The organism is Rhodoferax sp., assembly GCF_039922535.1.
Lineage (GTDB): Bacteria > Pseudomonadota > Gammaproteobacteria > Burkholderiales > Burkholderiaceae_C > Rhodoferax_B.
In genome coordinates, this window is the sequence record NZ_JBDTEM010000149.1 from 1 (window position 1) to 23,250 (window position 23,250).

The 23,250-nt window shown below is 61.4% G+C and carries 17 protein-coding genes and 1 pseudogene; 10 read left to right on the plus strand and 8 right to left on the minus strand.

Annotated features, from left to right (window positions below; all coding sequences use genetic code 11):
* Positions 1–637 precede the first annotated feature (637 nt).
* Positions 638–853, plus strand: coding sequence for a molybdopterin-binding protein (locus tag ABI213_RS07115; protein ID WP_315185761.1), 216 nt, complete (start codon positions 638–640; stop codon positions 851–853).
* Positions 854–902: 49 nt separating this feature from the next.
* Here ABI213_RS07115 and ABI213_RS07120 read toward each other — a convergent pair whose 3' ends face one another.
* From ABI213_RS07120 to ABI213_RS07130, 3 genes are read right to left on the minus strand one after another with little or no spacing between them, the layout of a single operon-like run.
* Positions 903–1,841 carry an ABC transporter substrate-binding protein gene (locus tag ABI213_RS07120; protein ID WP_348026538.1) on the minus strand — a complete coding sequence of 313 codons (939 nt, stop codon included), beginning with the start codon at positions 1,839–1,841 and terminating at the stop codon, positions 903–905.
* Between the two features lie 16 nt (positions 1,842–1,857).
* Positions 1,858–3,021, minus strand: a complete 1,164-nt coding sequence (locus tag ABI213_RS07125; RefSeq protein WP_348014831.1) for an acyl-CoA dehydrogenase family protein — start codon at positions 3,019–3,021, stop codon at positions 1,858–1,860.
* 20 nt (positions 3,022–3,041) lie between these two features.
* Positions 3,042–4,142: an LLM class flavin-dependent oxidoreductase gene (locus ABI213_RS07130; RefSeq protein ID WP_348014830.1), complete on the minus strand. Its 1,101-nt coding sequence runs from the start codon at positions 4,140–4,142 to the stop codon at positions 3,042–3,044.
* Positions 4,143–4,299: 157 nt separating this feature from the next.
* Here ABI213_RS07130 and ABI213_RS07135 point away from each other — a divergent pair, with 157 nt between their 5' ends.
* Positions 4,300–5,892: a rhodanese homology domain-containing protein gene (locus tag ABI213_RS07135; RefSeq protein WP_348014829.1), complete on the plus strand. Its 1,593-nt coding sequence runs from the start codon at positions 4,300–4,302 to the stop codon at positions 5,890–5,892.
* A gap of 103 nt (positions 5,893–5,995) precedes the next feature.
* Here ABI213_RS07135 and ABI213_RS07140 read toward each other — a convergent pair whose 3' ends face one another.
* The 3 genes from ABI213_RS07140 to ABI213_RS07150 all read right to left on the minus strand — a co-directional run bounded on the left by ABI213_RS07140 (position 5,996) and on the right by ABI213_RS07150 (position 9,692).
* The gene (locus ABI213_RS07140) at positions 5,996–6,406 is read right to left on the minus strand and encodes an SRPBCC domain-containing protein (protein ID WP_348014828.1); all 411 of its coding nucleotides are present in this window, start codon (positions 6,404–6,406) and stop codon (positions 5,996–5,998) included.
* Positions 6,407–6,625: 219 nt separating this feature from the next.
* The gene (locus ABI213_RS07145) at positions 6,626–7,828 is read right to left on the minus strand and encodes a gamma-glutamylcyclotransferase family protein (RefSeq protein WP_348014827.1); all 1,203 of its coding nucleotides are present in this window, start codon (positions 7,826–7,828) and stop codon (positions 6,626–6,628) included.
* Between the two features lie 514 nt (positions 7,829–8,342).
* Entirely contained in the window at positions 8,343–9,692 is a 1,350-nt protein-coding gene (locus ABI213_RS07150; RefSeq protein ID WP_348014826.1) for an LLM class flavin-dependent oxidoreductase, read from the minus strand.
* 344 nt (positions 9,693–10,036) lie between these two features.
* On the opposite strand from ABI213_RS07150, the gene ABI213_RS07155 reads away from it, so the two are divergent.
* The 3 genes and pseudogenes from ABI213_RS07155 to ABI213_RS07165 all read left to right on the plus strand — a co-directional run bounded on the left by ABI213_RS07155 (position 10,037) and on the right by ABI213_RS07165 (position 12,825).
* Positions 10,037–10,309, plus strand: a complete 273-nt coding sequence (locus ABI213_RS07155) for an antitoxin of toxin-antitoxin stability system (RefSeq protein ID WP_348014825.1) — start codon at positions 10,037–10,039, stop codon at positions 10,307–10,309.
* Positions 10,310–10,676: 367 nt separating this feature from the next.
* Positions 10,677–10,867 (plus strand): annotated as a pseudogene (locus tag ABI213_RS07160) (type II toxin-antitoxin system RelE/ParE family toxin); the annotation flags it as partial.
* A 431-nt stretch (positions 10,868–11,298) separates the two neighbouring features.
* On the plus strand, positions 11,299–12,825 hold the full coding sequence (locus tag ABI213_RS07165; protein WP_348014824.1) for a CHAD domain-containing protein: 1,527 nt from the start codon (positions 11,299–11,301) through the stop codon (positions 12,823–12,825).
* A gap of 54 nt (positions 12,826–12,879) precedes the next feature.
* Here ABI213_RS07165 and ABI213_RS07170 read toward each other — a convergent pair whose 3' ends face one another.
* Positions 12,880–14,517: a methyl-accepting chemotaxis protein gene (locus tag ABI213_RS07170; RefSeq protein WP_348026540.1), complete on the minus strand. Its 1,638-nt coding sequence runs from the start codon at positions 14,515–14,517 to the stop codon at positions 12,880–12,882.
* 160 nt (positions 14,518–14,677) lie between these two features.
* Positions 14,678–15,622: a CysB family HTH-type transcriptional regulator gene (locus ABI213_RS07175; protein ID WP_348014822.1), complete on the minus strand. Its 945-nt coding sequence runs from the start codon at positions 15,620–15,622 to the stop codon at positions 14,678–14,680.
* Positions 15,623–15,824: 202 nt separating this feature from the next.
* Here ABI213_RS07175 and ABI213_RS07180 point away from each other — a divergent pair, with 202 nt between their 5' ends.
* From ABI213_RS07180 to ABI213_RS07200, 5 genes are all read left to right on the plus strand, one after another.
* Positions 15,825–16,784: a rhodanese-like domain-containing protein gene (locus ABI213_RS07180; RefSeq protein ID WP_348014821.1), complete on the plus strand. Its 960-nt coding sequence runs from the start codon at positions 15,825–15,827 to the stop codon at positions 16,782–16,784.
* A gap of 295 nt (positions 16,785–17,079) precedes the next feature.
* Complete coding sequence (locus tag ABI213_RS07185) at positions 17,080–18,198, plus strand: S-(hydroxymethyl)glutathione dehydrogenase/class III alcohol dehydrogenase (RefSeq protein ID WP_348026541.1); 1,119 nt, start codon at positions 17,080–17,082, stop codon at positions 18,196–18,198.
* Positions 18,198–19,079 carry an S-formylglutathione hydrolase gene (gene fghA, locus ABI213_RS07190; protein ID WP_348026542.1) on the plus strand — a complete coding sequence of 294 codons (882 nt, stop codon included), beginning with the start codon at positions 18,198–18,200 and terminating at the stop codon, positions 19,077–19,079. The genes ABI213_RS07185 and fghA overlap by 1 nt, the downstream gene beginning before the upstream one ends.
* 60 nt (positions 19,080–19,139) lie before the next feature.
* Positions 19,140–20,786, plus strand: a complete 1,647-nt coding sequence (locus ABI213_RS07195; RefSeq protein WP_348007248.1) for a phosphoethanolamine--lipid A transferase — start codon at positions 19,140–19,142, stop codon at positions 20,784–20,786.
* 482 nt (positions 20,787–21,268) lie between these two features.
* Positions 21,269–23,221 carry a gamma-glutamyltransferase family protein gene (locus ABI213_RS07200; protein ID WP_348026544.1) on the plus strand — a complete coding sequence of 651 codons (1,953 nt, stop codon included), beginning with the start codon at positions 21,269–21,271 and terminating at the stop codon, positions 23,219–23,221.
* Positions 23,222–23,250 lie beyond the last annotated feature (29 nt).

Consider the following 23,250-nt stretch of genomic DNA (forward strand, 5'->3'; position numbering starts at 1 on the left):
TGCGGCTAACAACCGCTGCGCCTTAGTCCGCGGTTTCCTCCCTCGAGGCTTGTGCGACACCTGCCCTCAGGCCGTGGGCGATCCACGCTCGGCTGCTTGCCGGGCAGGTATCCCACAACCCTAAACATTAGCAGGCATGCTAACAGTCAGTCCTGGCCATGCTACAACCTGTCTAAAGTGCCGAGCGAAGTAACTCATCCGTTTGGATTTGCTATCAAAAGATGAGCTGCTGGCGCAGGTAATACAAGCGCTCGCGGATGATTTTATTTAAAAATGAGGTGGATGCTGTTAGGCGCATTTTGCGCGCGCGTACTGTGATCGGGGTCGCGGCGGGACCGGTTCGTCATCTCATGCGCTCGGCTGTTGCGACCCAGCGGCGGCGGCTGAATGTATGTTGGTGGTGTGTCCAAACTTGGGCCGTACCCCTACGACGTTTTCCTTCTAAAGAAGCAACTTTTTATTTGTTTGAGTTTGGATGCGCCGCACTTAGAGTCTCCTGGTGACGCAGATTTTTGGTGTTGGCGGGGCATTACCTCTATACCAAAAATACAAGCATAAATAGCCTCTAGCGCTTATTCCATAAGCACGAGCAGCCATCAATTCAGTAGTTTTCCATTCTCAAACCAGGAGTAAACCCATGACCATCCAAGCCATCAACGTGCGCAACCAGTTCCGCGGCAAGATCAAAGAAATCATCCGCGGCGATGTGGTGTCTGAAATCGATGTCGAAACCCCTTGGGGCATCGTTACCTCCGTCATCACCACCCGCTCGGTGAACGACCTGGAGCTGAAGGTCGGCAGCGAAGTGGTGGCGCTGGTGAAGTCCACCGAGGTGTCTATCGCCAAGCTGTAAGCGGCTTTTCGGCAGACCAAAAAAACGCCCCTCGGGGCGTTTTTTGCGTTCAGGCGGTAATCGGAAAGCCGGTGTCAAAGGTCTCTCGCACATCCAGCCGCTGCTTGACCAGCCCCACCTCTTGGTAGAAGTCGGCGGTGCGCTGCTGGTCGGCCACCACCTGGGTGTCGATGGGCTGCCAGCGGGTTTGGCGGCGCTCGAACTGCAGGCGGGCCGCATCGGCGGGGATACCGATGGTGCGGGCCAGGCTGGCGCTGTAGTCGGCGATGTGCTGGTTGGCCCAGGTTTGGGCGCGCACCAGGCGCTGGTGGATGTCTTTCAGCGCGGCACGTTTGTCGCGCAAGGCGGTGTCGGTAGCGGCCAAAAAGCTCAGGCCGGTGGACAGGCCGCGCCCGTTCACCAGCACGCGCGCGTGGCCGCCGGTTTCGGCCAGCGCGGTATACGGTTCCCAGGTGGCCCAGGCATCGACGGAGCCCTGGGTCAGGGCCAGCTTGGCATCCGGCGGGGCCAGAAAGCGCAGGTGGATGTCGTCCGGCTTCAGGCCTACCGAGGCCAGCGCCTTCAGGGTGACGAAGTGGCCAATCGAGCCCCGGTTGGTGGCCACGCTCTTGCCTTTGAGGCTGCTGGCATCTTTGAGGGGCGAGTTGGGCGCGACCAGCACCGCCGTGCCGTAGGCGTCCGAGCGGTTGGCGGCAAAGGCTTTGACGCGGCTGCCTGCGGCCAGGGTGAACAGCAGGGGCGCGTCGCCGATGGGGCCGAAGTCCACTGCGTCGGCGTTCAACGCCTCTGCCAGCGGCGCGGCTGCCGGGAACTCGGTCCACTGGATGTCGTAGGGCAGGTTTTTGAGTTCGCCCGCCGCGTCCAGCAGGGCGCGCAGGCCACCTTTTTGGTCGCCTGCGCGCAGCACTTGGCGGCTTTGCGTGTGGCCGAGCACGGGCGAGAGGAGGGCGGCGGCGGACAGGAATTGTTGGAAGGTGCGTCTTTGCATGGTGGGGAGTCCGTCGTTAAGAAATCAGAATGTGCTTGCCTGCGGCGATGCGGGCGCTGTCGTCTTGCGGCGTGTGGATGCGACCGCACAGCACGTCGCGCAGGTGGCGCTGCAGCGGGTGGTGGCGCGACAGGCCGTGGTTGCCTGCGAGTGACAGGGCGGCTTCTACCGCTTGCACGGCGTGGTGGGTGAGCAGCGACTTGAGCAGGCCGCTGTCTACGGCGGACACCGGCACGCCGGTGTCCACGTCGCGGGCCAGGCTGGCCAGCAGGCGGTCGTTGGCCAGCAGCAGGGCCTGGATGCTGCCCACGGTTTCCTGGGCGCGGGGCAGGGTGGCCAGGACGGCACCCAGGTTGGCGGGTTTGCGCTGGCGCAGGAATTCCACCGTCCAGTCGCGGGCGGCACGGGCAATGCCTGTATACAGCGCGCCCAGCAGCACGGCCATGTCGGCCTGCAAACCAGCATCCACACCGCCCCATTCCTGCGGTTCGCGCAGGTCGATGGCGTTGTCCAGATCGACCAGCACGTCGTCAAACACCACGTCGTGGCTGCCGCTGGCGCGCAGGCCCAGGTGGTCCCAGGTGTCCACGATGCGGGTGCCGGGCAGACCGGCGGGCACCAGCAGCGTGCCGACGCGCGGCGTGGGCTCGTCGGTGCGCAACCACACCGCGTACCAGCGCAGGATGGGTGCGCCGGTGGAATAGACCTTGTGCCCCGTCACGCGCCAGCCCTCAGCGGTCCAGCGGGCGGTGGTGCTGGGCAAGCCGCCCCGGGCGGGTGAACCCAGATCGGGCTCGACCCGCAGGGCGTTGACCAGCGACACGCTGGCCACCGATTCGCGCACCAGCCGCTCGGCCAGGTGTGCTGGCCATGAGCGACTCCTTTGGCCTGCCTTGCCTATCTGGCCCATGCTGCGGTGCTGGATGTACTGCATCACCAGCACCAAGGCGGTGGCCGGGCAGCCGTAGCCCACCGCGCCGATGACTTCGGCCAGTTGCGCCAGCGTGGCCCCTTGGCCGCCCAGGTGGCGGGGTGCAGCCAGGGCCAGCAAACCGGCTGGTTGCAGTTCGGTGAAGTTCTCAAACGGAAAGCTGGCATCGCGGTCGTGGGCATCGGCCCGGGCCGCAAACTCCACGGCCAGGGTACGGGCCAGTTGGCCGGGGCTTAAAGAGGCATTCATGGCAACCCTATTCACTCGATTCAGGCGGCTTTGCGCGCCAGGTGCTCGGCCTGCTGTTCGCGCTCGGCCACCTTTTGGCGCACCAGGGGCAGCAGGTCGCGGCCATAGGTGATGGTGTCCACCAGCGGGTCGAAGCCGCGTATCAAAAAGGTGGTGATGCCCAGGTCGTAGTACTTCAGCAGTGCATCGGCCACCTGCTCGGGCGTGCCGACCAGCGAGGTGGAGTTGGAGCGGCCGCCGTTCTCGCGCGCCAGCGCCGTCCACAGGTGCGCGTCCACGCGGTCGCCCTGGGCGGCATCGGCCAGCAGGCGGCGCGCGCCTTCGCTTTGTTGCGGACCGCCGCGCGAAAAGCCCTGGCTGACTTTGAGGCGGCGGGTGTCTTCCAGAATCTGCGCGGCCTTGGCCCAGGCCTCGGCTTCGGTGGCCCCCAGGATGGGGCGGAACGAAATGCTGAACTCCACTGTGCGGCCATGCTGCGCGGCAGCGGCCCGCACCTGGCGCACCAGGTCCCCGGCCTGCGCCAGCGACTCGCCCCACAGGGCGTACACGTCGGCATGTTTGCCGGCCACCTGCAGCGCGGGGGCAGATGCGCCACCAAAGTAGATCGGCACGTAGGGCGATTGCACAGGTTTCACTTCGGACCACGCGCCCTTGGCCTGGTAGTAGGTGCCTTCGTGGTCAAACGGCTGCTCGGCCGTCCACACCCGGCGCAGCAGGCCGATGTATTCGTCGCTGCGGGCGTAACGCTCGTCGTGGCCCAAAAAGTCGCCATCGCGCTGCTGGTCTTCGTCCGATCCGCCGGTGATGTAGTGCACCGCCACGCGGCCGTTGATGTAGTTGTCCAGCGTGGCCAGTTGCCGTGCCGACAGCGTGGGCGACACAAAGCCGGGGCGGTGCGCCAGCAGGAAGTGGATTTTCTGCGTGACCGAGGCGGCGTAGGCCACCGTCAGCAAGGTGTCGGGGCTGGTGGCGCTGGCGGGCACCAGGATGCGGTCAAAACCCGCGTGTTCGTGCGCCTGGGCAAACACCCGTACATAGGCAGGATCGACCGCGGGGCCGTTGCGGGGAATGGTTTCAGAAACCTCGTGTGGCTGGACCATGCCGATGAACTGGACACCCATGTGAACTCCTTGTGGGGGGATAGATGGGGGAACGATAGAAGCGATGGCCCGCTGCGACAACGAAGAAAAACAGGAATCCATATGCAAAGAATCCGCACGAACCTCCGCAGATTTGGTGTGCAATGGCCACCTCACTGATAACGCTCTCAGGATCTCCATGACCACCCCGCTTCTCACAAAAACCTACCTGGACGTGCGCCAGGCTCTGCTGGCCAAAGCAGAAATCGCGCTGATCGACGTGCGCGAAGAAGACCCCTTTGCCCAGGCCCACCCGCTGTTTGCCAGCAACATGGCCGCCGGGCGCATCGAGCTGGAGGCCTGGAGCCGCATCCCCCGCCGCGACACCGCCATCGTGCTGCTGGATAACGGCGAAGGCCTGGCCGCCCCGGCCGCACGCACGCTGCAAGCGCTGGGCTACACCGATGTGGCGCTGCTAGAAGGCGGTCTGCAAGGCTGGATCGACGCCGGTGGCGAAATATTCAAAGACGTGAACGTGCCCAGCAAGGCCTTTGGTGAACTGGTGGAGGCACAGCGCCACACGCCGTCGCTCTCGGCAGAAGAGGTCAAAGCCCTGATCGACCAGCAGGCCGATGTGGTGGTGCTGGATGCGCGCCGCTTTGACGAGTACCAGACCATGAGCATCCCCAGCGGCATCAGCGTGCCCGGGGCTGAACTGGTGCTGCGCGCCCAGGCGCTGGCACCCAACCCCAGCACCCGCATCATCGTCAACTGCGCGGGCCGCACCCGCAGCATCATCGGCACCCAGTCGCTGGTGAATGCGGGCATTCCCAACCCCGTGTCGGCCCTGCGCAATGGCACGATTGGCTGGAAGCTGGCAGGTCAGACTTTGGACCATGGCGCAGCCCGCCAGGGCCGCACCACCGAAAAGACCAGCACCGATGCCGCCCGCCAGGCCCGCGCCGTGGCCGACCGTGCCGGTGTACAGCGCGCCCGCGCCAGCGACCTGGCCCGATTTGATGCCGACACCGCACGCACCACCTATCGGCTGGACGTGCGCACCGCCGAAGAATTCGCCACCGGCCATCTACCCGGCTTCCGCAATGCGCCCGGCGGCCAACTGGTGCAGGAAACCGACGTAACCGCCCCGGTGCGTGGTGCCCGCATCGTGCTGGCCGATACCGATGGTGTCCGGGCCAACATGACCGCATCCTGGCTGGCGCAAATGGCCTGGGACGTATGGGTGCTGGACGGCACCCAGCACGCCGACTGGAGCGCCACCGGCCCCGCCGCCGACCCGCTGCCCGCGCCCCAAGGCCCCATCGCCCACACCGACCCCGCCCAGCTCTCTGCCTGGCTGCAAGCCGGGCCCGACGGCACTACCGCCGTGCTGGACCTGACCACCAGCGTGAACTACGTGAAGCGCCACATCCCCGGTGCCTGGTACGTGTCGCGTGCCGGGCTGGTCTCGGCATTGGCGAATATCCCCGCCGCCCACCGCTATGTGCTCACCTGCGGCAGCAGCCTGCTGGCGCGCTACGCCGCAGACCTGGCCCGTTTAACCGGCGCGGAAGTGTGGGTGCTGCAAGGCGGCACCGCCGCCTGGATCGCCGCAGGCCTGCCCCTGGAAGAGGGCGAAACCCGCCTGGCCTCCCCGCGCACCGACCGCTACCGCCGCCCGTATGAAGGCACAGACAGCCCGCGCGAGGCGATGCAGGGGTACTTGGATTGGGAGTTTGGCTTGGTGGAGCAGCTAGGGCGCGATGGGACGCACGGGTTCAGGGTGATTTGAGTGGTGATTCTGTGGGTTTGCTATCGAATAAATAGCTGCTTGCGCAGGTGCCATCTGCGTTAGCGGCACTTTATTTGTGTAATCCAATTTGTGGCAGAAAAACTCAAGCTTGGTGCGCCACCACATACCGGGCGAAGCTGTCCAAGATGGCCTGCCAACCCGTTCTCTGTTGCTCTTCGGGGTAGGTGTCCTCGGCGTCGAAGGTCACCGTCACGGTGACACCGGCAGGGCCGTCGGAAAATTCCACCCGTCCCGTGCGCCCGCCAAAGCTGTACTCCAAGAGATGGGGGACCTCGACCTGGGTGTACTCACCCGCAAAGTCGAATCCAAAGGAGCCGTCCTTCGCCTCCATGCGCGACGAAAATTGGCCGCCCACCCGCAGATCCACCGTAGATGCCGTGGTGTGCCAATCGGGCGAGGCGGTATTCCAGACCTTGATGGCTTCAGGCGCGTTGTAAGAGTCCCAGACCGCAGCGATAGGCGCGGCGACGATGGTCGATACGGTAATTTTCATGGATGCTCCTGTGTGACCTGGGTTGGGATTTAACACAAAGTGGGCTTTGGTCTATCTTGTTTGTGGTATTAACGTTTTGATTAACCAGTTTTCATGAGGTTTTGCCAAAACAATGCCAAATAAGTAAGTATATAAAAAAGTGAAATTTTACATTTAAGAAATTATTTTGTATAAAAAATTGAAATTTCAAGAGAATGTAAATATTATTTATGTGTAACTCTACCTATTTATGCCGTTGGAATTTAATATTCTTTCATTATATTGAACCCGATGAGTGTCGAGGTCATGTGTACACTCAATCATATCGAGTTCATTAATATATTTTGATCCCAAGGCATTCTCAATGGCTCCGGCACGCATAAGCGCGATGTACCAAGAAAAGGGTTGGATTCTAGTGTCCACTACTTCGGCTCTTGCAAAATAGACCTCCGCCATAACTTCAGAACCTGTATCGGTACGAACCTTCATCTGTACTCGCTCGTAGTTGGGTTCGGCTTGATCCAATTCTGTCAAATGAGGCAATTTGATCTCATACAGAACGCCGGCTACGTGACTGCCTTCTTTCTCAATAACGTTTGCCTTCGCGCTGCCATCTGCTCCCCGTTTGTTAAATATCAGCGCATGGTTGGCAAGGTAAGCGTTACAGAACTTGCTGGCGGAATCTATCCTTGCTCCAATTCTTGCGTTCAACATATTTGAGCCGTATGCAAATACAAAGCCTCTTTTGCATGGATCGTTGAGCCAGATTGATCGCATTGCACTGACAAATATTTCAATTTCTCGATTTAGCACTTTCTTATACGCAGATACCGATGCTGCCGAAGACAATAGCGTTATACCTACAAGAGCGAGATACCAATGTTGTACCTGAGAGCTGCGGTTAAAAAAGAAAAACGATGCGCACCCTACCAAGAATACGAGCCCGGAAAGCAGAAATGCTAAGGCATAACAAGCAAACATTCGTCCAAGCCTTGTCCAATACAGTTGAATGGAACCGAATATAGAAGGATGATTAACAAACAAATGCATGCGAATGATGGCGAAATCTTTCTCAAAACCACTCGCTGCGGCATAGCCGTTACCGACTAAGCGTGACACATCCAATAGGTAGTCTTTGTACGGACGCACGCGAAGTAGCTGGGTTGCATGGTCATATATTTCTTTCCTGCCAACCCTGTTCATTAAAACAAGGCTATATCGGAACAAGTTGTAACCCACCGGATAAGATATCGAAATCAATACAAAGAAGACGAGAGCACCTGGGATACTCAAAATCGTACCGGTGGGTATGGGTGTACCTGCTAACCCAGAAAACCCAAGAAACGGTGGTAGAAATCCACAATCGCTTAAAACGAGCAAAATCGAAAGTAGGAGTATGAGACCGGAGGAAACATATTCTCCGACGAAGTCTTCAAATTTCATATACCTACCAATTGAATCGGAACTAATCGACTTGAAACGAAGTTTAGCTCCCTGAGCCTGTATGAAGAGATTCGCAACTTATCAGGGTCGTGGAGGAAAGGTTGCCTCCCCCCAAACTTACAAGCACGCCCTTTCGCAGCGGTGTTGGTGCTAATGGCCAACCTTGAGTAGGATCGACTCGTGAAATTTTGCATAGTGTAGTTGCTCTATATACAAGGTCGGCATTGCGCTTGAGTATTTCCAATTCCTGATTTGCAAACAATACGGCCCACAGGTGCTATTTGTGATAAGTACCGCAAAGACTGCAGTTTAAATTGGCTACTACTGTTTAAATTATGCATAAAAATCTCTTGGATTTGGCTTGCCGCGTTGGTTTCTTTGCTTCTCCTTGGTTTTGTATCGATACAAGAATTTCGACAGACTCATGTTTGCATGACAAGAGAGTTGTTCCTCATTTACTATCAAATAAAGAGCTTCCAGCGGAGGTGCTACCTGCGCTAGCAGCTCTTTTTTCTTAAAAACCGCAGGCGTTAACTTCTTCCTCGGTCGCCTCCACCTCCACATACCGGTTCACCGGCACCGGCAAATCCAGGTTGTCCCGCAGCGTGCCCTGGCCGTACTCCGTGCGGTAAATACCCCGTGCCTGCAGCAGCGGCACCACCAGCGCGACAAAGTCTTTCAGCGAGGTGTTGGGCAGGGCTTCGAAGAAGTTGAAACCATCCGCACCGCGTTGCTCGAACCAGCGCTGGATTTCGTCCGCCACTTGCTCGGCGCTGCCGACGAAGCTGCGCTTGGGGCGGGCGTGCCATAGGGCGACTTCGCGCAGCGTCCAACCTTTGTCTTTGGCGACTTGTTTGATGCGGTCGCTGGCGCTTTGCTGGCTGTTGCGTCCCAGGTCGCCGAGGTCGGGGAAGGGGGCGTCCAGCGGGTAGGCCGAGAAGTCGTGGTCGTTGAAGGGGCGGGCCAGTGCGGCGATGGCGTTTTCAATGGGCACCAGGGCGGCGGATGTTTCGTACTTGTGCTCGGCCTCTTCGGCGGTGCGGCCCACGATGGGGCGGATGCCGGGCAGCAAGTGCACTTCGTCCGGGTTGCGGCCCGCAGCGGCCACGCGGGCTTTGACATCGCGGTAGTAGACCTGGGCTTCCTCCAATGTGTTGGCGTGGAAGAAGATGGCATCGGCCTGGGTGGCGGCGAAGTGTTTGCCGTCTTCGGACGCACCCGCCTGGAAGATCACCGGCTGGCCCTGACGCGAGCGGCTGATGTTCAACGGCCCCTCGACCGAGAAGAAGTCGCCCTTGTGGTCCAGGCGGTGCAGCTTGGCCGGGTCGAAAAACACGCCGGTGTCTTTGTCGTGCACCAGCGCATCGTCTTCCCACGAATCCCACAGGCCTTGCACCACGCCCAGGTGTTCCTTGGCCAGCGTGTAGCGCACGTCGTGGTCGTAGTGGCTGGGCTTGCTGTAGTTGCGGGCGCTGCCGTCCAGCCAGGAGGTGACCACTTTCCAACCGGCGCGGCCGTTGCTGATGTGGTCCAGCGAGGCGAACTGCCGCGCCACGGTGAAGGGTTCGCTGTAGCTGGCCGTGACGGTGGCCACCAGGCCGATGTGCGAGGTCACCGCCGCCAGCGCCGACAGAATCGTCAGCGGCTCGAAGCGGTTTAAGTAGTGGGGGCTGGAGCGCGCCGTGATGTGCACGCTGTCGGCCACAAACAAAAAGTCAAACCGGCCTTGCTCGGCCAACTGCGCCTGCTGGGTGTAGAACTTGAAGTTGACGCTGGCATCCGTGACCGCCGCCGGGTGGCGCCAATCGCCCCAGCCTGCGCCCACGCCGTGCAGCACGAATCCAAATTTGAGTTGTCTGGCCATGGTGGCGCTTTTTGAGAAGTGGAAGAACGCCCCACCTTAGCCTAGCGCCCTGTGTGGGGGAACGAAGGCTTTCACATATGGATATGCGGGGAGTTCACGGCGCGCCAGGCTTGGGCCGGGGCGCAGGATTTGGGGTCAGATCCGCATTGCGCGAACGGAGGCAACTGGTCTGGACACTAAGATCCTGAACACGTTCTAAGCCATCCGCATTGCGGCTCTGACCCCGAATTCCGGGTGGATCGCAGGGACGGCGTACCTAACGGTTCGTTTGTAGAGCAACTGGGTAAGGGGTATTTGTAATGAAGACGTATATACTTTAATAGTAAGTTTTAGAAGGATGCACCATGTCCAAAGAAGCTGTTTTCACGATGAAACTTGAGCCTGAGTTACGCGCTGACTTTATGGCCGAAGCCGAGGCGGCCCACCGGCCCGCGTCGCAAGTCTTGCGCGAGCTGATGCGCGATTTTGTTCAGCGTCAGCGGGAGGCGCGGGACTATGACGCGTTCCTGGCCCGCAAGGTAGATGCAGGCCGCGCCTCGATGCATGCTAGTGTGGGTCACTCCAATACGGAAGTGGAAGCCCTGTTCGCCGCCCGGCGCGCCATTGCAGCGAAATAAGCGTGGAGGTCGTTTGGACACCTGAGGCGTTGCAGGATCGCATTGATGTGTGGGACTACATCGAAGCCGATAACCTGCTTGCGGCCACCCGTGTGGATGGACTCTTTAGAACGTGTTCACGATCTCCTTGGGGCCGCGTTGGGGTGCAATCGGGATGAGTTGGTTGTCGCAGACCGCAGCATGGGCTCTCTGCCCATGCAAGGGCTGTGGCAGACAAATCGCCCGATTTCACCCCAACCCGCAGGGCAGGTGCCTGTTCGGGCGCTCAGCGTCGTTATAAAACCAGCCAAGGCGGAAAGCCTTGGCTTGGGTTTTGCGTCTAGCTGCGCAACCCGAACAGGCACCTGCGCGACCCCAAGGAGATCGTGAGCACGTTCTTAGCGATGCGGCCGCCAGGCTTGCCGACCACCCGAAGCTGGGGCGGACGGGAAAATCCAGGGTACGCGCGAACTGGTCGTGCATGAAAGCTATCGTCTGGTGTACGAAATCAAGGGCGAAACCGTTTGGCTGCTGGCCCTGGTCCACACCGCGCGTCAGTGGCCATTTGTCCGTGACTGAGGGTGTGCGCCTCACATCACATAGTTGATTGCCTCCCCATTCCCCTCCAGCGTCTGCTCCACCACCTCCCGGTCCAGCGTAGGCGCAAAGGGCTCGATAAAGGCATACACGTAGCTGGGCAGTGTCAGGTCGCGCTATGCCTCGTAAGCGGTGGAGGTGACGATGGCTATAGCCGCCACATAGGTTTTGATCACGTCGGCATCCATAGCGGCGATGGCGATGTTCGGCACCAGTTGGCGCTTTCTGAGAAGTGGAAGAACTCTTTACCTTAGCCACGCGCCCTGTGCGGGGGAACGAAGGCTTTCACATATGGATATGCGGGGAGCCTGGGCGCTGGCGAACTTCCGCGCTTGGACTAAAGTGGCTCCAGGTATCTTTGGCACAGGCCATTGCGTGCATGGCCTGCCGGAACATCGAACAGGGGGAAACCTATGAAATCAGTGGCTCTGGGCGCATGCCCGCAGGAAGTCGAGTTGAAGTTGGCGTTGCTTGCCTCTGATCCGTCCAGCCTGGGCAAGCTACTCGCCCGCGTGCCGGTACTGGCGCGCCGCAAGCCGACGCACCAGAACTTGCACAACGTCTACTACGACACGCCGAAGCAGGTGCTGCGCCAGCAGCGCGTGGCGTTGCGGATACGGCGGATTGGCAGCGACGCGCAGCCGCACTGGCTGCAAACCCTGAAAACCGGTGGCCGTGGCAACTCGGCGCTGAGCCAGCGGGGCGAATGGGAAGTGGGCGTGCCTGGCCCCACCTTGGTTCTGGATGCCCTTAAAGCCATGCCTTGGCGTCAAATTGACCCCGATGGCACGGTGTTCAGGTCGCTGCTGCCCGCGTTTGTGACCACCTTTGTGCGGACCCGTTGGTTGGTGCGGCGACGCGACGGTAGCGCTGTGGAGGTGGCTTTGGACATCGGCCACATCACGGCGGGCGACAAAAGTGCGCCCATTTGCGAGCTGGAGCTAGAGCTGCTGGCAGGCCCGCCGACGGCGCTGTTCGACATTGCCCAGCAGATTGCCCGCAGCATCGCCGTGCTGCCGCTGACCCAGAGCAAATCAGAGCGGGGCTACAACCTGGCACAGAAGGGCGTGGACACCCCGTTGCGCGCCCACCCACCCAAGCTCACCAAAGACCTGTCCATCACCGAGGCGGCGGCCCACGTCTTGCGCGAAATGTTTGGCCAGTTCAGCACCAACCTGAACGCGGTACGCAGCTCGGACGACCCCGAAGCCGTGCACCAGGCACGGATTGGCTGGCGGCGCTTTCGAAGCGCTTTGCGCTTGTTCAAGCCCGTGCTGGCGCTCGACACCGCGCCCGATTGGCAAGCTTTGCAGCTGCTGCTGGGTCTGTTGGGCGAACTGCGGGATCTGGATGTGGCGTGTACCGAAACCTTGCCGTTACTCGCAGACGTGTATTCGGCCGGAGATACCCTGCGTGCCGACGCATGGCAGGCGATGGCGCACAGCTTGCAGCAGGCGGCCGACCTCCAACGTAAATCCGTTCGCTACGCGCTGTTGGAGCCTGAGGTGGGCAGTACCTTGCTGGCGGCCACCCAATGGCTGGAAAACCTGGCGGCCCTGTCGGGACCCGTGGGGGCGCGTGGTGAAACGACGCTGTCCTTGCGCCGTTGGAGCGGGCTGCGCATGGCCCGCATGCACCGACAACTGAAGCTGGCCCGCAAGGACGTCGATAGCCCCGATAGCCTCGATAGCGTCGCTACCCAGCACCGCTTGCGCATTCTCGCCAAACGCATGCGCTATGGCATTGAGGCCCTGCGCCCCTGTCTGCCCCCACGGCGTGCCCAACGTTGGTACCTGCAGGCCATGGCGCTGCAACTGCAATTGGGGGCTGCACGGGATGTGGCGCAAGCGGGGGCGCTGGCCGCCAAATTGGATGTAGACCGCGAACTGGTCGGGTTTCTCCAGGGCGTCGCCATCGGGCAGGCGATGCGGGGCCAATAGCCTCGGCTAAATCCCGGCTAGTGGGCACCCATCTTGGGGGCCCGATCAGGCCACTTATACGATCGCTGGCACCCGCATGGACCCGCCAGGCGTTGTGTGTTGCAGCGTATCGGCGATAGCGGCATTTCCCTTCTCCGGCAGAACGAAATGGCTGATGAGCAGGGCCAGGTCCTGGGCCTGGTTGCGCAAACCTTGCGAGGCTGCCGCCGACTCTTCCACCAACGCGGAGTTTTGCTGCGTCATGTGCTCCAGGTGTGACACCGCCGTATTGATCTGGCCAATGTCACGGGTCTGGGCGTGGGTGGATACCGTGATGTCGCTGATGGTTTGCGCCACGCCTTGGATGGACTCCACGATGCGGCTCATGGTGTGCCCCGCACTGGTCACCAGCACAGTGCCCGTCTCTACGCTTTGCACCGAACCCGCGATCAGCCCCTTGATTTCGCGCGCGGCTTCGGCCGAACGTGTGGCCAGCAGCCGGACCTCGGCCGCTACCACCGCAAAACCCCGCCCGGCTTCACCCGCGCGGGCGGCTTCCACGGCAGCGTTCAGGGCCAGGATGTTGGTCTGGAACGCAATGCTGTCGATGACGCCAATGATGTCCACCACCTTGCGTGAAGACTGGTGGATGTCTTGCATGGTGCTGACCACTTTGGCCACGATGTCTCCGCCCTCAACCGCCACATCGGCAGCGGCGCTGGCCATTTTTTCGGCCCGGTTGGCGGATTCGGTGGAGTGCTGGAGGTTTTGCGTCACCTGCTCCAGGGCTGCGGCCGTTTGCTGCAGGTTGGACGCCGTGTCTTCGGTGCGCGTGGACAAGTCCACGTTGCCATGGGCGATTTCGCTGGCGGCCAGGCGCACGTTGTGGGCCGATTCGCGCACGCGCAGCACCAGCTGGCGCAGCGCGTCTTGCATCGTGCCTAGTGACAGCAGCAGTTGACCCGCCTCATCGCGCGCGTGGCCCTGGATGTCCTGGCGCAGGTCCAGACTGGACACCCGCTCTGCCGTGGCATGGGCCAGCCGTATCGGCAGTGAAATGCTGCGCACCAGCCAGCGCGTCAACACACAACCCACCACCAGTGCCGCCAGGCTGAACAGCATCAACGCCAAGCGGGCCGCAGAGCTGAGCCCCGCGATCCGGGTGCCAGCTGCATCAATGGCCTGGCGCTGCGACTGGGCCAGCTGGGCCAGGCCTTGGAGCAGTGCGGCGGAACTGGGTTGAAAGCGCTGTGTGTAAACCGTGCGGATGCGTTCGGTCAGGCCGGAGTCCCGGGCGGCCAATAGCTCCTTGACGGCCGCTTTGAAGTCTTGGCCTGCGGCCTCGGTCTGCGCCAACAAAGCGTGGTCGGGCCCGGTTTGGAGCGCGGCGGCCAATTTTCCCAACAGTTGGCTGTACTGGGCTTCGGTGGTTTGAACGTCTGCAGCCAGGATTTCCCCCACTTCGGGTTCTGAGCTGAGTGCCATGGCCTTGTAGCGCTCGGCATTGATGGCCTGGAACCGGTACGCATCGGACACCAGCCGCTCATTGGCAACGTTGTGCTCTATTGCTTCGCGGGTGGCTTCGTCTACCCGGTAGAGCGACCACACACCGATGCCCGAACCGGCCAAGGTCAGGGCCAAAATGGCAGAAAAGCTAGCCAACAGCCGTCGGCCCAGAATGTTGGATGCGGAGGAATGAACGTCGGTTTTCACAGGCAGTGTCCCTGTCCACCGGGCACGCTCGGGTCCACTAGGGGAAGCCGCAAGGAGATGGACAACAGTTACAGGGGGCAAAATCACCCCGTGACCATTGGAGCAATCTTTTGTGACACTTCCTCTGTAGCGCACGGGGCGACCCACCCCAGCCTGCGCCTCAAATCACGTAGTTAATGGCTTCCCCATTGCCTGCCAGCGCGCGCTCTACCGCGTCCCGGTCCAGGGTGGGCGCGAATGACTCTATGAAGGCGTATACGTAGCCGCGCAGATAGGCCCCGCGCCGTACCGCCAGCTTGGTCATGTTGATCCCAAACAGGTGGCCCACGTCCACGGCGCGCAGGGCCAGGTCGCGCTCGGCCTCATAGGCGATGGAGGCGACGATGCCCACGCCCATGCCCAGTTCCACATAGGTTTTGATCACGTCGGCATCCATGGCGGCGATGGCGATGTGCGGCACCAGTTGGTGCTGGGCAAAAGCCTGGTCGATGCGGGTGCGGCCGGTGAAGCCGTTGTCGTAGGTGATCAGCGGGTAGCGGGCCATTTGCTCCAGCGTCAGCGGGCCATCCAGCAGCGCATGGCCGGGCGGCACGATGACCGAGTGCGTCCAGGGGTAGCAGGGCAGGGCGACCAGCTCGTCGTACTGCGTCAGGGCTTCGGTGGCAATGCCTACGTCGGCCTCGCCAGACAGCAACATTTCGGCCACGTGTGCGGGCGAGCCTTGGTGCAGTTGCAGGGTGACATTGGGGAAGTGGCTGCGAAATTCTTGCACCGCCATGGGCAGTGCGTAGCGGGCCTGGGAATGGGTGGCCGCAATCGACAAGGTGCCGCTTTGCCGCGAGACGAATTCTTCCCCGGCTTTGCGCAGGTTGCTGCTGTCCTGCAGCATGCGTTCAATGATAGGCAGCACGTGGCCGCCAGGGTCGGTCAGGCCGGTGAGGCGTTTGCCTGCGCGCACAAACAGCGCAATGCCCAGCTCTTCTTCCAGCTCGCGGATCTGGCGGCTCACGCCGGGCTGCGAGGTGTGCAGCACGTTGGCCACCTCGGTCAGGTTAAAGCCGCGCCGTACGGTCTCGCGGACGGAACGTAATTGCTGGAAATTCATATAAGAGCGCCATATTTAATAACTGAATTTGATTATTTGCCAAGATGGGGTTTACACAAACTAACAAATCGTAGATTCGATATGGCTCAACTGTCTGAGGGCGCAGGGCCCATGCTGGCGCATATGGTTAGGCGTTTTGCTTCCTTGGCATGGGCGCATGGCGGGCTTAGTCTTGCATCCATCGCCACACCGGGTGCCCACCATGCCCTTCACCCCTGCCATCCCCATCTCCTTTGGTCCCGACATTGCCAGCCAGCGTGCCCGCGCCATCAGCGCATTTTTGGACACCGTGCGCCGTCTGCTGCCCGACCCGCAGCAGGCCCAGCCCGCCCAGTTGCAGGCAGTGGCCCAGGCGTTGGAGCAGTTGGGCCTGCGTAAGGATTTGTTTGTGCCCGCGCACTTCCCGGTATCGGCGGCCGACCCGGCCCACATTTACCGCCTGGCCGAAGATGCCGATGGCCGCTATGCGCTGTACATCTCAGCCGCGCTGCCGGGCAAGGGCCAGCCGCCGCACGACCACACCACCTGGGCCATCATTGCCGGGGTGCAGGGCAACGAGCGCAACATGGTGTATGGCCGCCAGCCCACCGACGACCCGGCGCGCGACCGCCTGGAGCCGCTGCGCAGCATCGACGTGGTGCCCGGCACCTCGGTCACGCTGACACCTGACGAAGTGCACACCCTAGCTCTGCTGGACGGCGCGCCGGGCCTGCACCTGCACCTGTATGGATTAGCGTTGGACCGTTTGGTGAACCGTGTGGTGTTTGAGGGCACCGACGGCGGCAGCTACCGCACCTTTGCGCCGCCCGCCTTGATACGCCATGCGCGCATCGCGCCCCAGACCTTGCAGGCTGCGCTGGAGGATGGTGAAGACATCGCCGTGCTGGATGTGCGCGACAAGGCCGAGCGAACCGTGGCCCATATTCCCTACACCGTGTCGGCCCCGCTGGAGCGGCTGGAGCAACTGATCGAGCGCCTGGTGCCGAACCGGGGGACCCGCACCGTGCTGGTCGATGCGGATGAAACCCGTGCCCACCTGGCCGCGGCTGCGCTGGTGCGCCTGGGCTGGCTGAATGTGTCGGTGCTGACCGGTGGCACGGATGCCTGGTTGGCCGCGGGTTATGCGCTGGTGGGCGGCGGCCAGCCGGCGTTGGCCAACTAGTTGCTATGTAAACCGTAGCTGCTTGCGCAGGTGTTACCTGCGCCAGAGGCCTATTTTGTTTAAATTTTTGTAGGGAGAATCACAGAGGGCAACTGTGGGTATTGAGGTGGTAGTCCTGTTTGATGGCAGGACCTCCCAGCGGTGCAATCCGGCCAAACTGCGTGCCAACGCGGCCATTCGCACAGGGTGCGCCCGCTTGCGGCGCGGCGCGCCAGGTTGCAGCATTACATTCGCGGCCACGGGCTTGAACGAGCCTTCTCACCTATTGACCGTAAGACACCGCAAGAGAGACCCCATGAAAACCAAAGCCGCAGTCGCCTGGAAAGCAGGCTCCCCGTTGACCATCGAAACCGTGGACCTGGACGGCCCCCAATTCGGCGAAGTGCTGGTCGAGATCAAAGCCACCGGCATCTGCCACACCGACTACTACACGCTCAGCGGTGCCGACCCCGAAGGCATCTTCCCCGCCATCCTGGGCCATGAAGGCGCAGGCATCGTCGTCGATGTCGGCCCCGGTGTGACGACTCTGCAAAAAGGCGACCACGTCATCCCCCTGTACACCCCCGAATGCCGCCAATGCAAGTTCTGCCTGAGCCGCAAGACCAATCTGTGCCAGCTCATCCGTGGCACCCAGGGCAAAGGCCTGATGCCCGATGCCACCAGCCGCTTCAGCCTGGACGGCAAGCCCATCTTCCACTACATGGGCACCAGCACCTTCAGCAACTACACCGTGGCGCCTGAGATATCGCTGGCCAAGATCCGCAAGGATGCCCCGTTTGACAAGGTCTGCTACATCGGCTGCGGCGTCACCACCGGCATTGGTGCGGTGATCTTCACCGCCAAGGTCGAAGCCGGTGCCAACGTCGTGGTATTTGGTTTGGGCGGCATCGGCCTGAACGTGATTCAGGGTGCCAAGATGGTGGGGGCCGACAAGATCATCGGGGTCGACCTGAACCCCGAGCGTGAAGCCATGGCCCGCAGCTTTGGCATGACCCACTTCCTGAATCCCAAGACCATTGAAGCCGCAGGCGGCAACATCGTCGAAGCCATCCAGCAGCTCACCGATGGTGGGGCCGACTACAGCTTTGAATGCATAGGCAACACCAAGGTCATGCGCCAGGCCCTGGAATGCACCCACAAAGGCTGGGGCCGCAGCATCATCATCGGCGTGGCCGAAGCCGGGGCAGAAATCAGCACCCGGCCGTTCCAACTGGTGACGGGGCGCAAATGGGAAGGATCGGCCTTCGGTGGCGCACGGGGCCGCACCGACGTGCCCAAGATTGTCGATTGGTACATGGAAGGCAAGATCAGCATTGACCCGCTGATCACCCACACCATGCCGCTGGAGGATATCAACAAGGGGTTTGACTTGATGAAACGGGGTGAATCGATTCGTGGTGTGGTGCTGTTCTGATGACAAACCTTACCAAGCTCACCACCCTCTCAGAGCACGCCTGCTTTGACGGCATCCAAACCTTCTACCAACACGACTCCACGGAGATCGGCCTACCAATGCGTTTTGCGGTGTACATGCCGCCCGGTGCCTCCGGTCGAGTGCCCGCCCTGCTCTACCTGGCAGGTCTGACCTGCAACGAAGAAACCTTCTTCACCAAGGCCGGGGCGCAGCAGTACGCGGCGCAATTGGGCATCGCCTTGATCGCGCCCGACACCGGGCCGCGTGGCGCCAATGTACCGGGCGAGGCCGATAGCTGGGACTTTGGCCTGGCCGCCAGCTTCTACATCGATGCCACCGAGGCCCCCTGGTCCACCCACTACCGCATGGAAAGCTACCTCGTCAAAGAGCTGCTGCCCATGCTGGTCGAAGAACTCTTGATCGACCCCGAGCGCATCGGCATCTTCGGCCATTCCATGGGCGGGCATGGTGCGCTGACGCTGGCGCTGAAATACCCCGGTTTGTTTAAGTCGGTGTCGGCCTTTGCGCCCATCTGCGCGCCCACCCAGTGCGCCTGGGGGCAAAAAGCCTTTACCGGTTATCTGGGTGCGGACAACACACCCTGGACCGCGCACGATGCCGTGTTTTTGATGGCCGCCAAGACCGCTGTGCCCTATCCGCAGGGCATCTTGATCGACCAGGGCTTGGCCGACAAGTTTTTGGCACCGCAGCTCAACCCGCATATTTTTGAGGCCGCCTGCCAGTCCGTGGGCCAACCGCTGCTGCTGCGTCGCCACACGGGCTATGACCATGGCTACTACTTCGTCAGCAGCTTTATGGCCGACCACATGGCACACCACGCAACTGCTTTGGGGCTTACGCCGCCACCGGACGCGGCGTAAACCATCCCTTTACAGGCTGCCATTACAGTCGCGCCTTGACTCTACTGAATCGATGATCTGATGCCCTTGTACGACAGCGCCCGCACGGGCCGCACCCGCCACCCTGCCTGGCTGGTGCTGATCTATAGCCTGTGGATCGCCACGGTCTGCAACCTCCCTCTGTGGCGCGAATGGAGCCGCATGCCAGAGCTGCAGAACCTGCGCGGCCTGGCGGTGGGCCTGGGCTTTGCGGTCACGATTGCGGCGGGCATGGCGCTGCTGTTCAGCCTGCTGAACTGGCGCTGGACGCTCAAGCCCGCCATCACGCTGTCGTTGTTTGCGGCAGCGTTTGGCGCGCATTTCATGCTGTCGTACGGCGTGGTGATCGACACCACCATGCTGGTCAACGCGCTGGAAACCGATATGCGCGAAACCCGTGATCTGGTCAACACGCAGATGCTGGTCACGGTACTCATCATGGCGGTGCTGCCCAGCATCTGGCTGTGGCGACAGCGCACGCCGCGCCGTACCGCCTTGCGCCAGATCGGTGGCAACCTGCTGACCGCCGTGCTGGCTCTGGGCGTGCTGGTGGGCAGCCTGCTGTTGATTTACCAAGACTTTTCGTCGCTGATGCGCAACCACACCGAGCAGCGCTACCTGATCAACCCGCTGAACTCGTTTTACGCGCTGGGTGATATTGCCGCCAAGCCCTTCAAACGCGACGAGCGCACGATTCTGCCCATCGGTCTGGATGCGCAGTTCACCGCTGCGCCCGGCAAGCCGCCCTTGCTCTTGCTGGTGGTGGGTGAAACCGGCCGTGCAGGCCAGTTCGCCCTGAACGGCTACCCCCGCCCCACCACGCCCGAACTGGCCAAAGAACACATTGCCAGCTACCGCAACGCCTGGTCCTGCGGCACCAACACCGCTGCCTCCGTGCCTTGCATGTTTTCGCACCTGGGCAAGCAAGCCTATGAAAGCCGCACCGCCAACTACGAGGGCTTGCTGGACGTGCTGCAACGCAGCGGCCTGGGCGTGGTGTGGATCGACAACCAGGCCGGCTGCAAAGGCGTGTGCGACCGCGTGCCCAACACCAGCACCACCCAGCTCAAAAACAAAGACTTGTGCGTTGACGGTGAATGCTTTGACGAAATCATGCTGAGCCAAATGGATGCCCGGATTGCCGAGTTGCCTGCAGAGCGCCGCGCCAAGGGCGTCGTCGTGCTGCTGCACCAGATGGGCGGCCACGGCCCGGCCTACTACAAGCGCACCCCGGCCGCCTTCAAGAAATTCATGCCCGAATGCACCAGCAACAACCTGCAAGACTGCAGCCAGGCCTTGCTGGTCAACGCTTACGACAACACCATCCTCTACACCGACCACGTGCTGGCCAACGCCATCGAATGGCTAAAAAGCAAGGAAACCACCAACACCCCTGCCATGGTCTACGTGGCCGACCACGGCGAGTCGCTAGGTGAAAACAACATCTACCTGCACGGCCTGCCCTACGACATCGCCCCCGATGTCCAAAAGCGTGTGCCCTGGATCACCTGGCTGTCGCCCGCCTTCGAGCAGCGCAGCCATGTGGCCACCGAATGCCTGCAGAAGCGCCAGGACATCAAGGTCAGCCACGACAACTACTTCCACTCGGTATTGGGCCTGCTGAATGTGAAGACCAGCCTCTACCAACCCGCATTGGACATGTTTGCGCCTTGCGTGAAGCCAGGGTAAATTGCTCTTTTTTGATAGCTACCTGCGCAGGTCTATCTTGCGCTGAAAGGCTATTTGGCTTAAATCCCTTGCAGCCCGCGCGGCACAAGGCCATGGGGTCCACTGCCATAGGTGCGCTACACCGCCGGGCTGCCTGCCCGGCCAGTTGCATTTCGGCCAATCCCCCAGGACAGCCTCGTCCGACACAGTGAAAACCCTATAAAACACCAACGTCATCTTGACCCGTTGGTCAATTTTTGGATTCACTTATTCTTCGCAATCAAGACACAACTGCGACACAATCTGGTCTGCTATTTGCATAGCAAACCCGACCTAGATTCCCCATGAATTCTCCATGTGACGGCGGACTGTACGTGGCCGGGTCTAGGCTCAGTATTTTTAGGTCAGGACTTACGCAAGTTCCCCCTGTAAGCCCGAAGGGCGGTACAGGGGCGCTGCGTAAGTCCTATAGATTTTGAAACTTTCAACTGCAAGGGTATGTGATGAGAAAAAAAGTATGGTTATGGACGCTTACGCCGGTAGCCCTTACGCTGGCGCTTTCCGGCTGCGATGGTGACTCTGGCCTCGTCGTTGACAACAATGCCGACAGCTGCTCCATTGTTTCCAGCAGCGGATCTGCCGTTGTCGTGGGTTCTGGTGCCACAGGCGACCCTGCGGCTCCTGAGGCCGCTTCAGGCTACCGTCTAGGCTACAAAGCCAAACAGTCCAGCAAGTACATGGTGGTCGCCAATACGCCGTTGGCCACCAAAGCCGGATGCGATGTGCTCAAGGCCGGTGGTACGGCCGCAGACGCCGCCGTGGCCGTGCAAGCTGTTTTGGGCTTGGTAGAACCCCAGTCCAGCACCATCGCTGGCAGCGCATTCATGATGTACTACGATGCCGCCACCAAAAAGGTTACCGCCTACGATGGCCGCGAGGCAGCACCTGCGGCCGCCACCGGCTTCTACCTGGTACGCCAAGACCAAGCCAACGCATCATCACCCGCACCGGTGCCCAGTGCGCGTCGCAGCGGCCGCTCCATCGGTGTGCCAGGCGTCATGCGCATGTTGGACCTGGCCCACAAAGAGCATGGCAAGATGCAGTGGAACCAGTTATTTGACGAGGGCATCACCCTGGCCACCAGCGGCTACAAAATTCCAGGTCGCATGGGCGATGCCATCAAAAGCAGCGCCGCCAGCCTGGCGCTGGATGCCAATGCCGTAGCTGCCTATTTCAATGCCGACGGCACCCCTAAAGCCACCGGAACCATCACCACCAACCTGCCCTATGCACAGTCGCTGCGCACCGTGGCCAACGGTGGTGCCGACGCGCTGTACACCGGCGCGCTGGCAGAGGCCATTGTGGCCAAGGCCGCGCAATCGGTGGGCGACGACGCTTCCAGAACCCCCATCACGCCCAGCCTGCTCACGGTCAACGACCTGAAGAACTACCAGGCCAAAAAACGCGAGCCGGTATGTACCACCTACCGCAGCAGCTACTACATCTGCACCATGTCGCCGCCCTCGTCGGGTGGCATTGCCATCGCCCAGGCGCTGGGCATTTTGGAGAACTTCAACCTGTCCCAATACGGCCCCAGCAATCCGACCAACGAAGGCGGAGTGCCCAGCGTGATGGGCGTGCATCTGGTGTCCGAAGCCGAGCGTCTGGCCTATGCCGACCGCGACAAGTACGTAGCCGATACCGACTTCATCCCCCTGCCAGGCAAGGGTTTGTCCAGCATGCTGGACAAGACCTACCTCAATGGCCGCGCCGCCTTGATCAACCCCAATGGCCAGTCCATAGGTTTGACCACGGCCGGCAACCTGGGGGATGTGCCACTGGGTGTAGACAAAACGGTAGAACATGGCACTACCCACTTCTCCATCGTTGATGCCTACGGCAACGTGGCCTCCATGACCACCACGGTAGAGTCCACCCTGGGCTCCTACCACATGGTGGGCGGCTTCATGCTGACCAACCAGCTCACCGACTTCTCGGCCCAACCCGCAGATACGGCTGGCGTTCCCATCGCCAACCGTGTGGCGCCGGGCAAGCGCCCGCGCAGCACCATGGCGCCCACGCTGGTCTTCAAAGGCACCGGGCCCGGTGACTTCCTGATGGCCACAGGCTCACCCGGCGGCGGCAACATCATCCAGTACGTGCTCAAGACCGTGGTCGGCGCGCTGGACTGGGGACTGGACACGCAGCAAGCCACGTCGCTGGTGAATTTTGGCGCTTCCAACAGCGCCACCACCAATGTGGACGGCTCCAACACCTCGCTGGACCTGACCGGCCTGATCGCCGGCCTGCAGGCCAAAGGCCACACCGTGTCCAACGCGGCGCAAAGCAGTGGCGTGTCCAGCATCATGCGGGTCAACCGCAACGGTGTACCCAAACTGGAAGGTGGCGTGGACCCCCGCCGCGAAGGCATTGTGCTGGGCGACGGCGCGCTGTAATCCCAAGCTGCCCGCATGCCATTCGGCCA

Coding starts and splice junctions, on each gene's coding strand:
- ABI213_RS07115 (WP_315185761.1), top strand. CDS start 638: ATGACCATCCAAGCCATCAACGTGCGCAACCAGTTCCGCGGCAAGATC.
- ABI213_RS07120 (WP_348026538.1), bottom strand. CDS start 1,841: ATGCAAAGACGCACCTTCCAACAATTCCTGTCCGCCGCCGCCCTCCTC.
- ABI213_RS07125 (WP_348014831.1), bottom strand. CDS start 3,021: ATGAATGCCTCTTTAAGCCCCGGCCAACTGGCCCGTACCCTGGCCGTG.
- ABI213_RS07130 (WP_348014830.1), bottom strand. CDS start 4,142: ATGGGTGTCCAGTTCATCGGCATGGTCCAGCCACACGAGGTTTCTGAA.
- ABI213_RS07135 (WP_348014829.1), top strand. CDS start 4,300: ATGACCACCCCGCTTCTCACAAAAACCTACCTGGACGTGCGCCAGGCT.
- ABI213_RS07140 (WP_348014828.1), bottom strand. CDS start 6,406: ATGAAAATTACCGTATCGACCATCGTCGCCGCGCCTATCGCTGCGGTC.
- ABI213_RS07145 (WP_348014827.1), bottom strand. CDS start 7,828: ATGAAATTTGAAGACTTCGTCGGAGAATATGTTTCCTCCGGTCTCATA.
- ABI213_RS07150 (WP_348014826.1), bottom strand. CDS start 9,692: ATGGCCAGACAACTCAAATTTGGATTCGTGCTGCACGGCGTGGGCGCA.
- ABI213_RS07155 (WP_348014825.1), top strand. CDS start 10,037: ATGTCCAAAGAAGCTGTTTTCACGATGAAACTTGAGCCTGAGTTACGC.
- ABI213_RS07165 (WP_348014824.1), top strand. CDS start 11,299: ATGAAATCAGTGGCTCTGGGCGCATGCCCGCAGGAAGTCGAGTTGAAG.
- ABI213_RS07175 (WP_348014822.1), bottom strand. CDS start 15,622: ATGAATTTCCAGCAATTACGTTCCGTCCGCGAGACCGTACGGCGCGGC.
- ABI213_RS07180 (WP_348014821.1), top strand. CDS start 15,825: ATGCCCTTCACCCCTGCCATCCCCATCTCCTTTGGTCCCGACATTGCC.
- ABI213_RS07185 (WP_348026541.1), top strand. CDS start 17,080: ATGAAAACCAAAGCCGCAGTCGCCTGGAAAGCAGGCTCCCCGTTGACC.
- fghA (WP_348026542.1), top strand. CDS start 18,198: ATGACAAACCTTACCAAGCTCACCACCCTCTCAGAGCACGCCTGCTTT.
- ABI213_RS07195 (WP_348007248.1), top strand. CDS start 19,140: ATGCCCTTGTACGACAGCGCCCGCACGGGCCGCACCCGCCACCCTGCC.
- ABI213_RS07200 (WP_348026544.1), top strand. CDS start 21,269: ATGAGAAAAAAAGTATGGTTATGGACGCTTACGCCGGTAGCCCTTACG.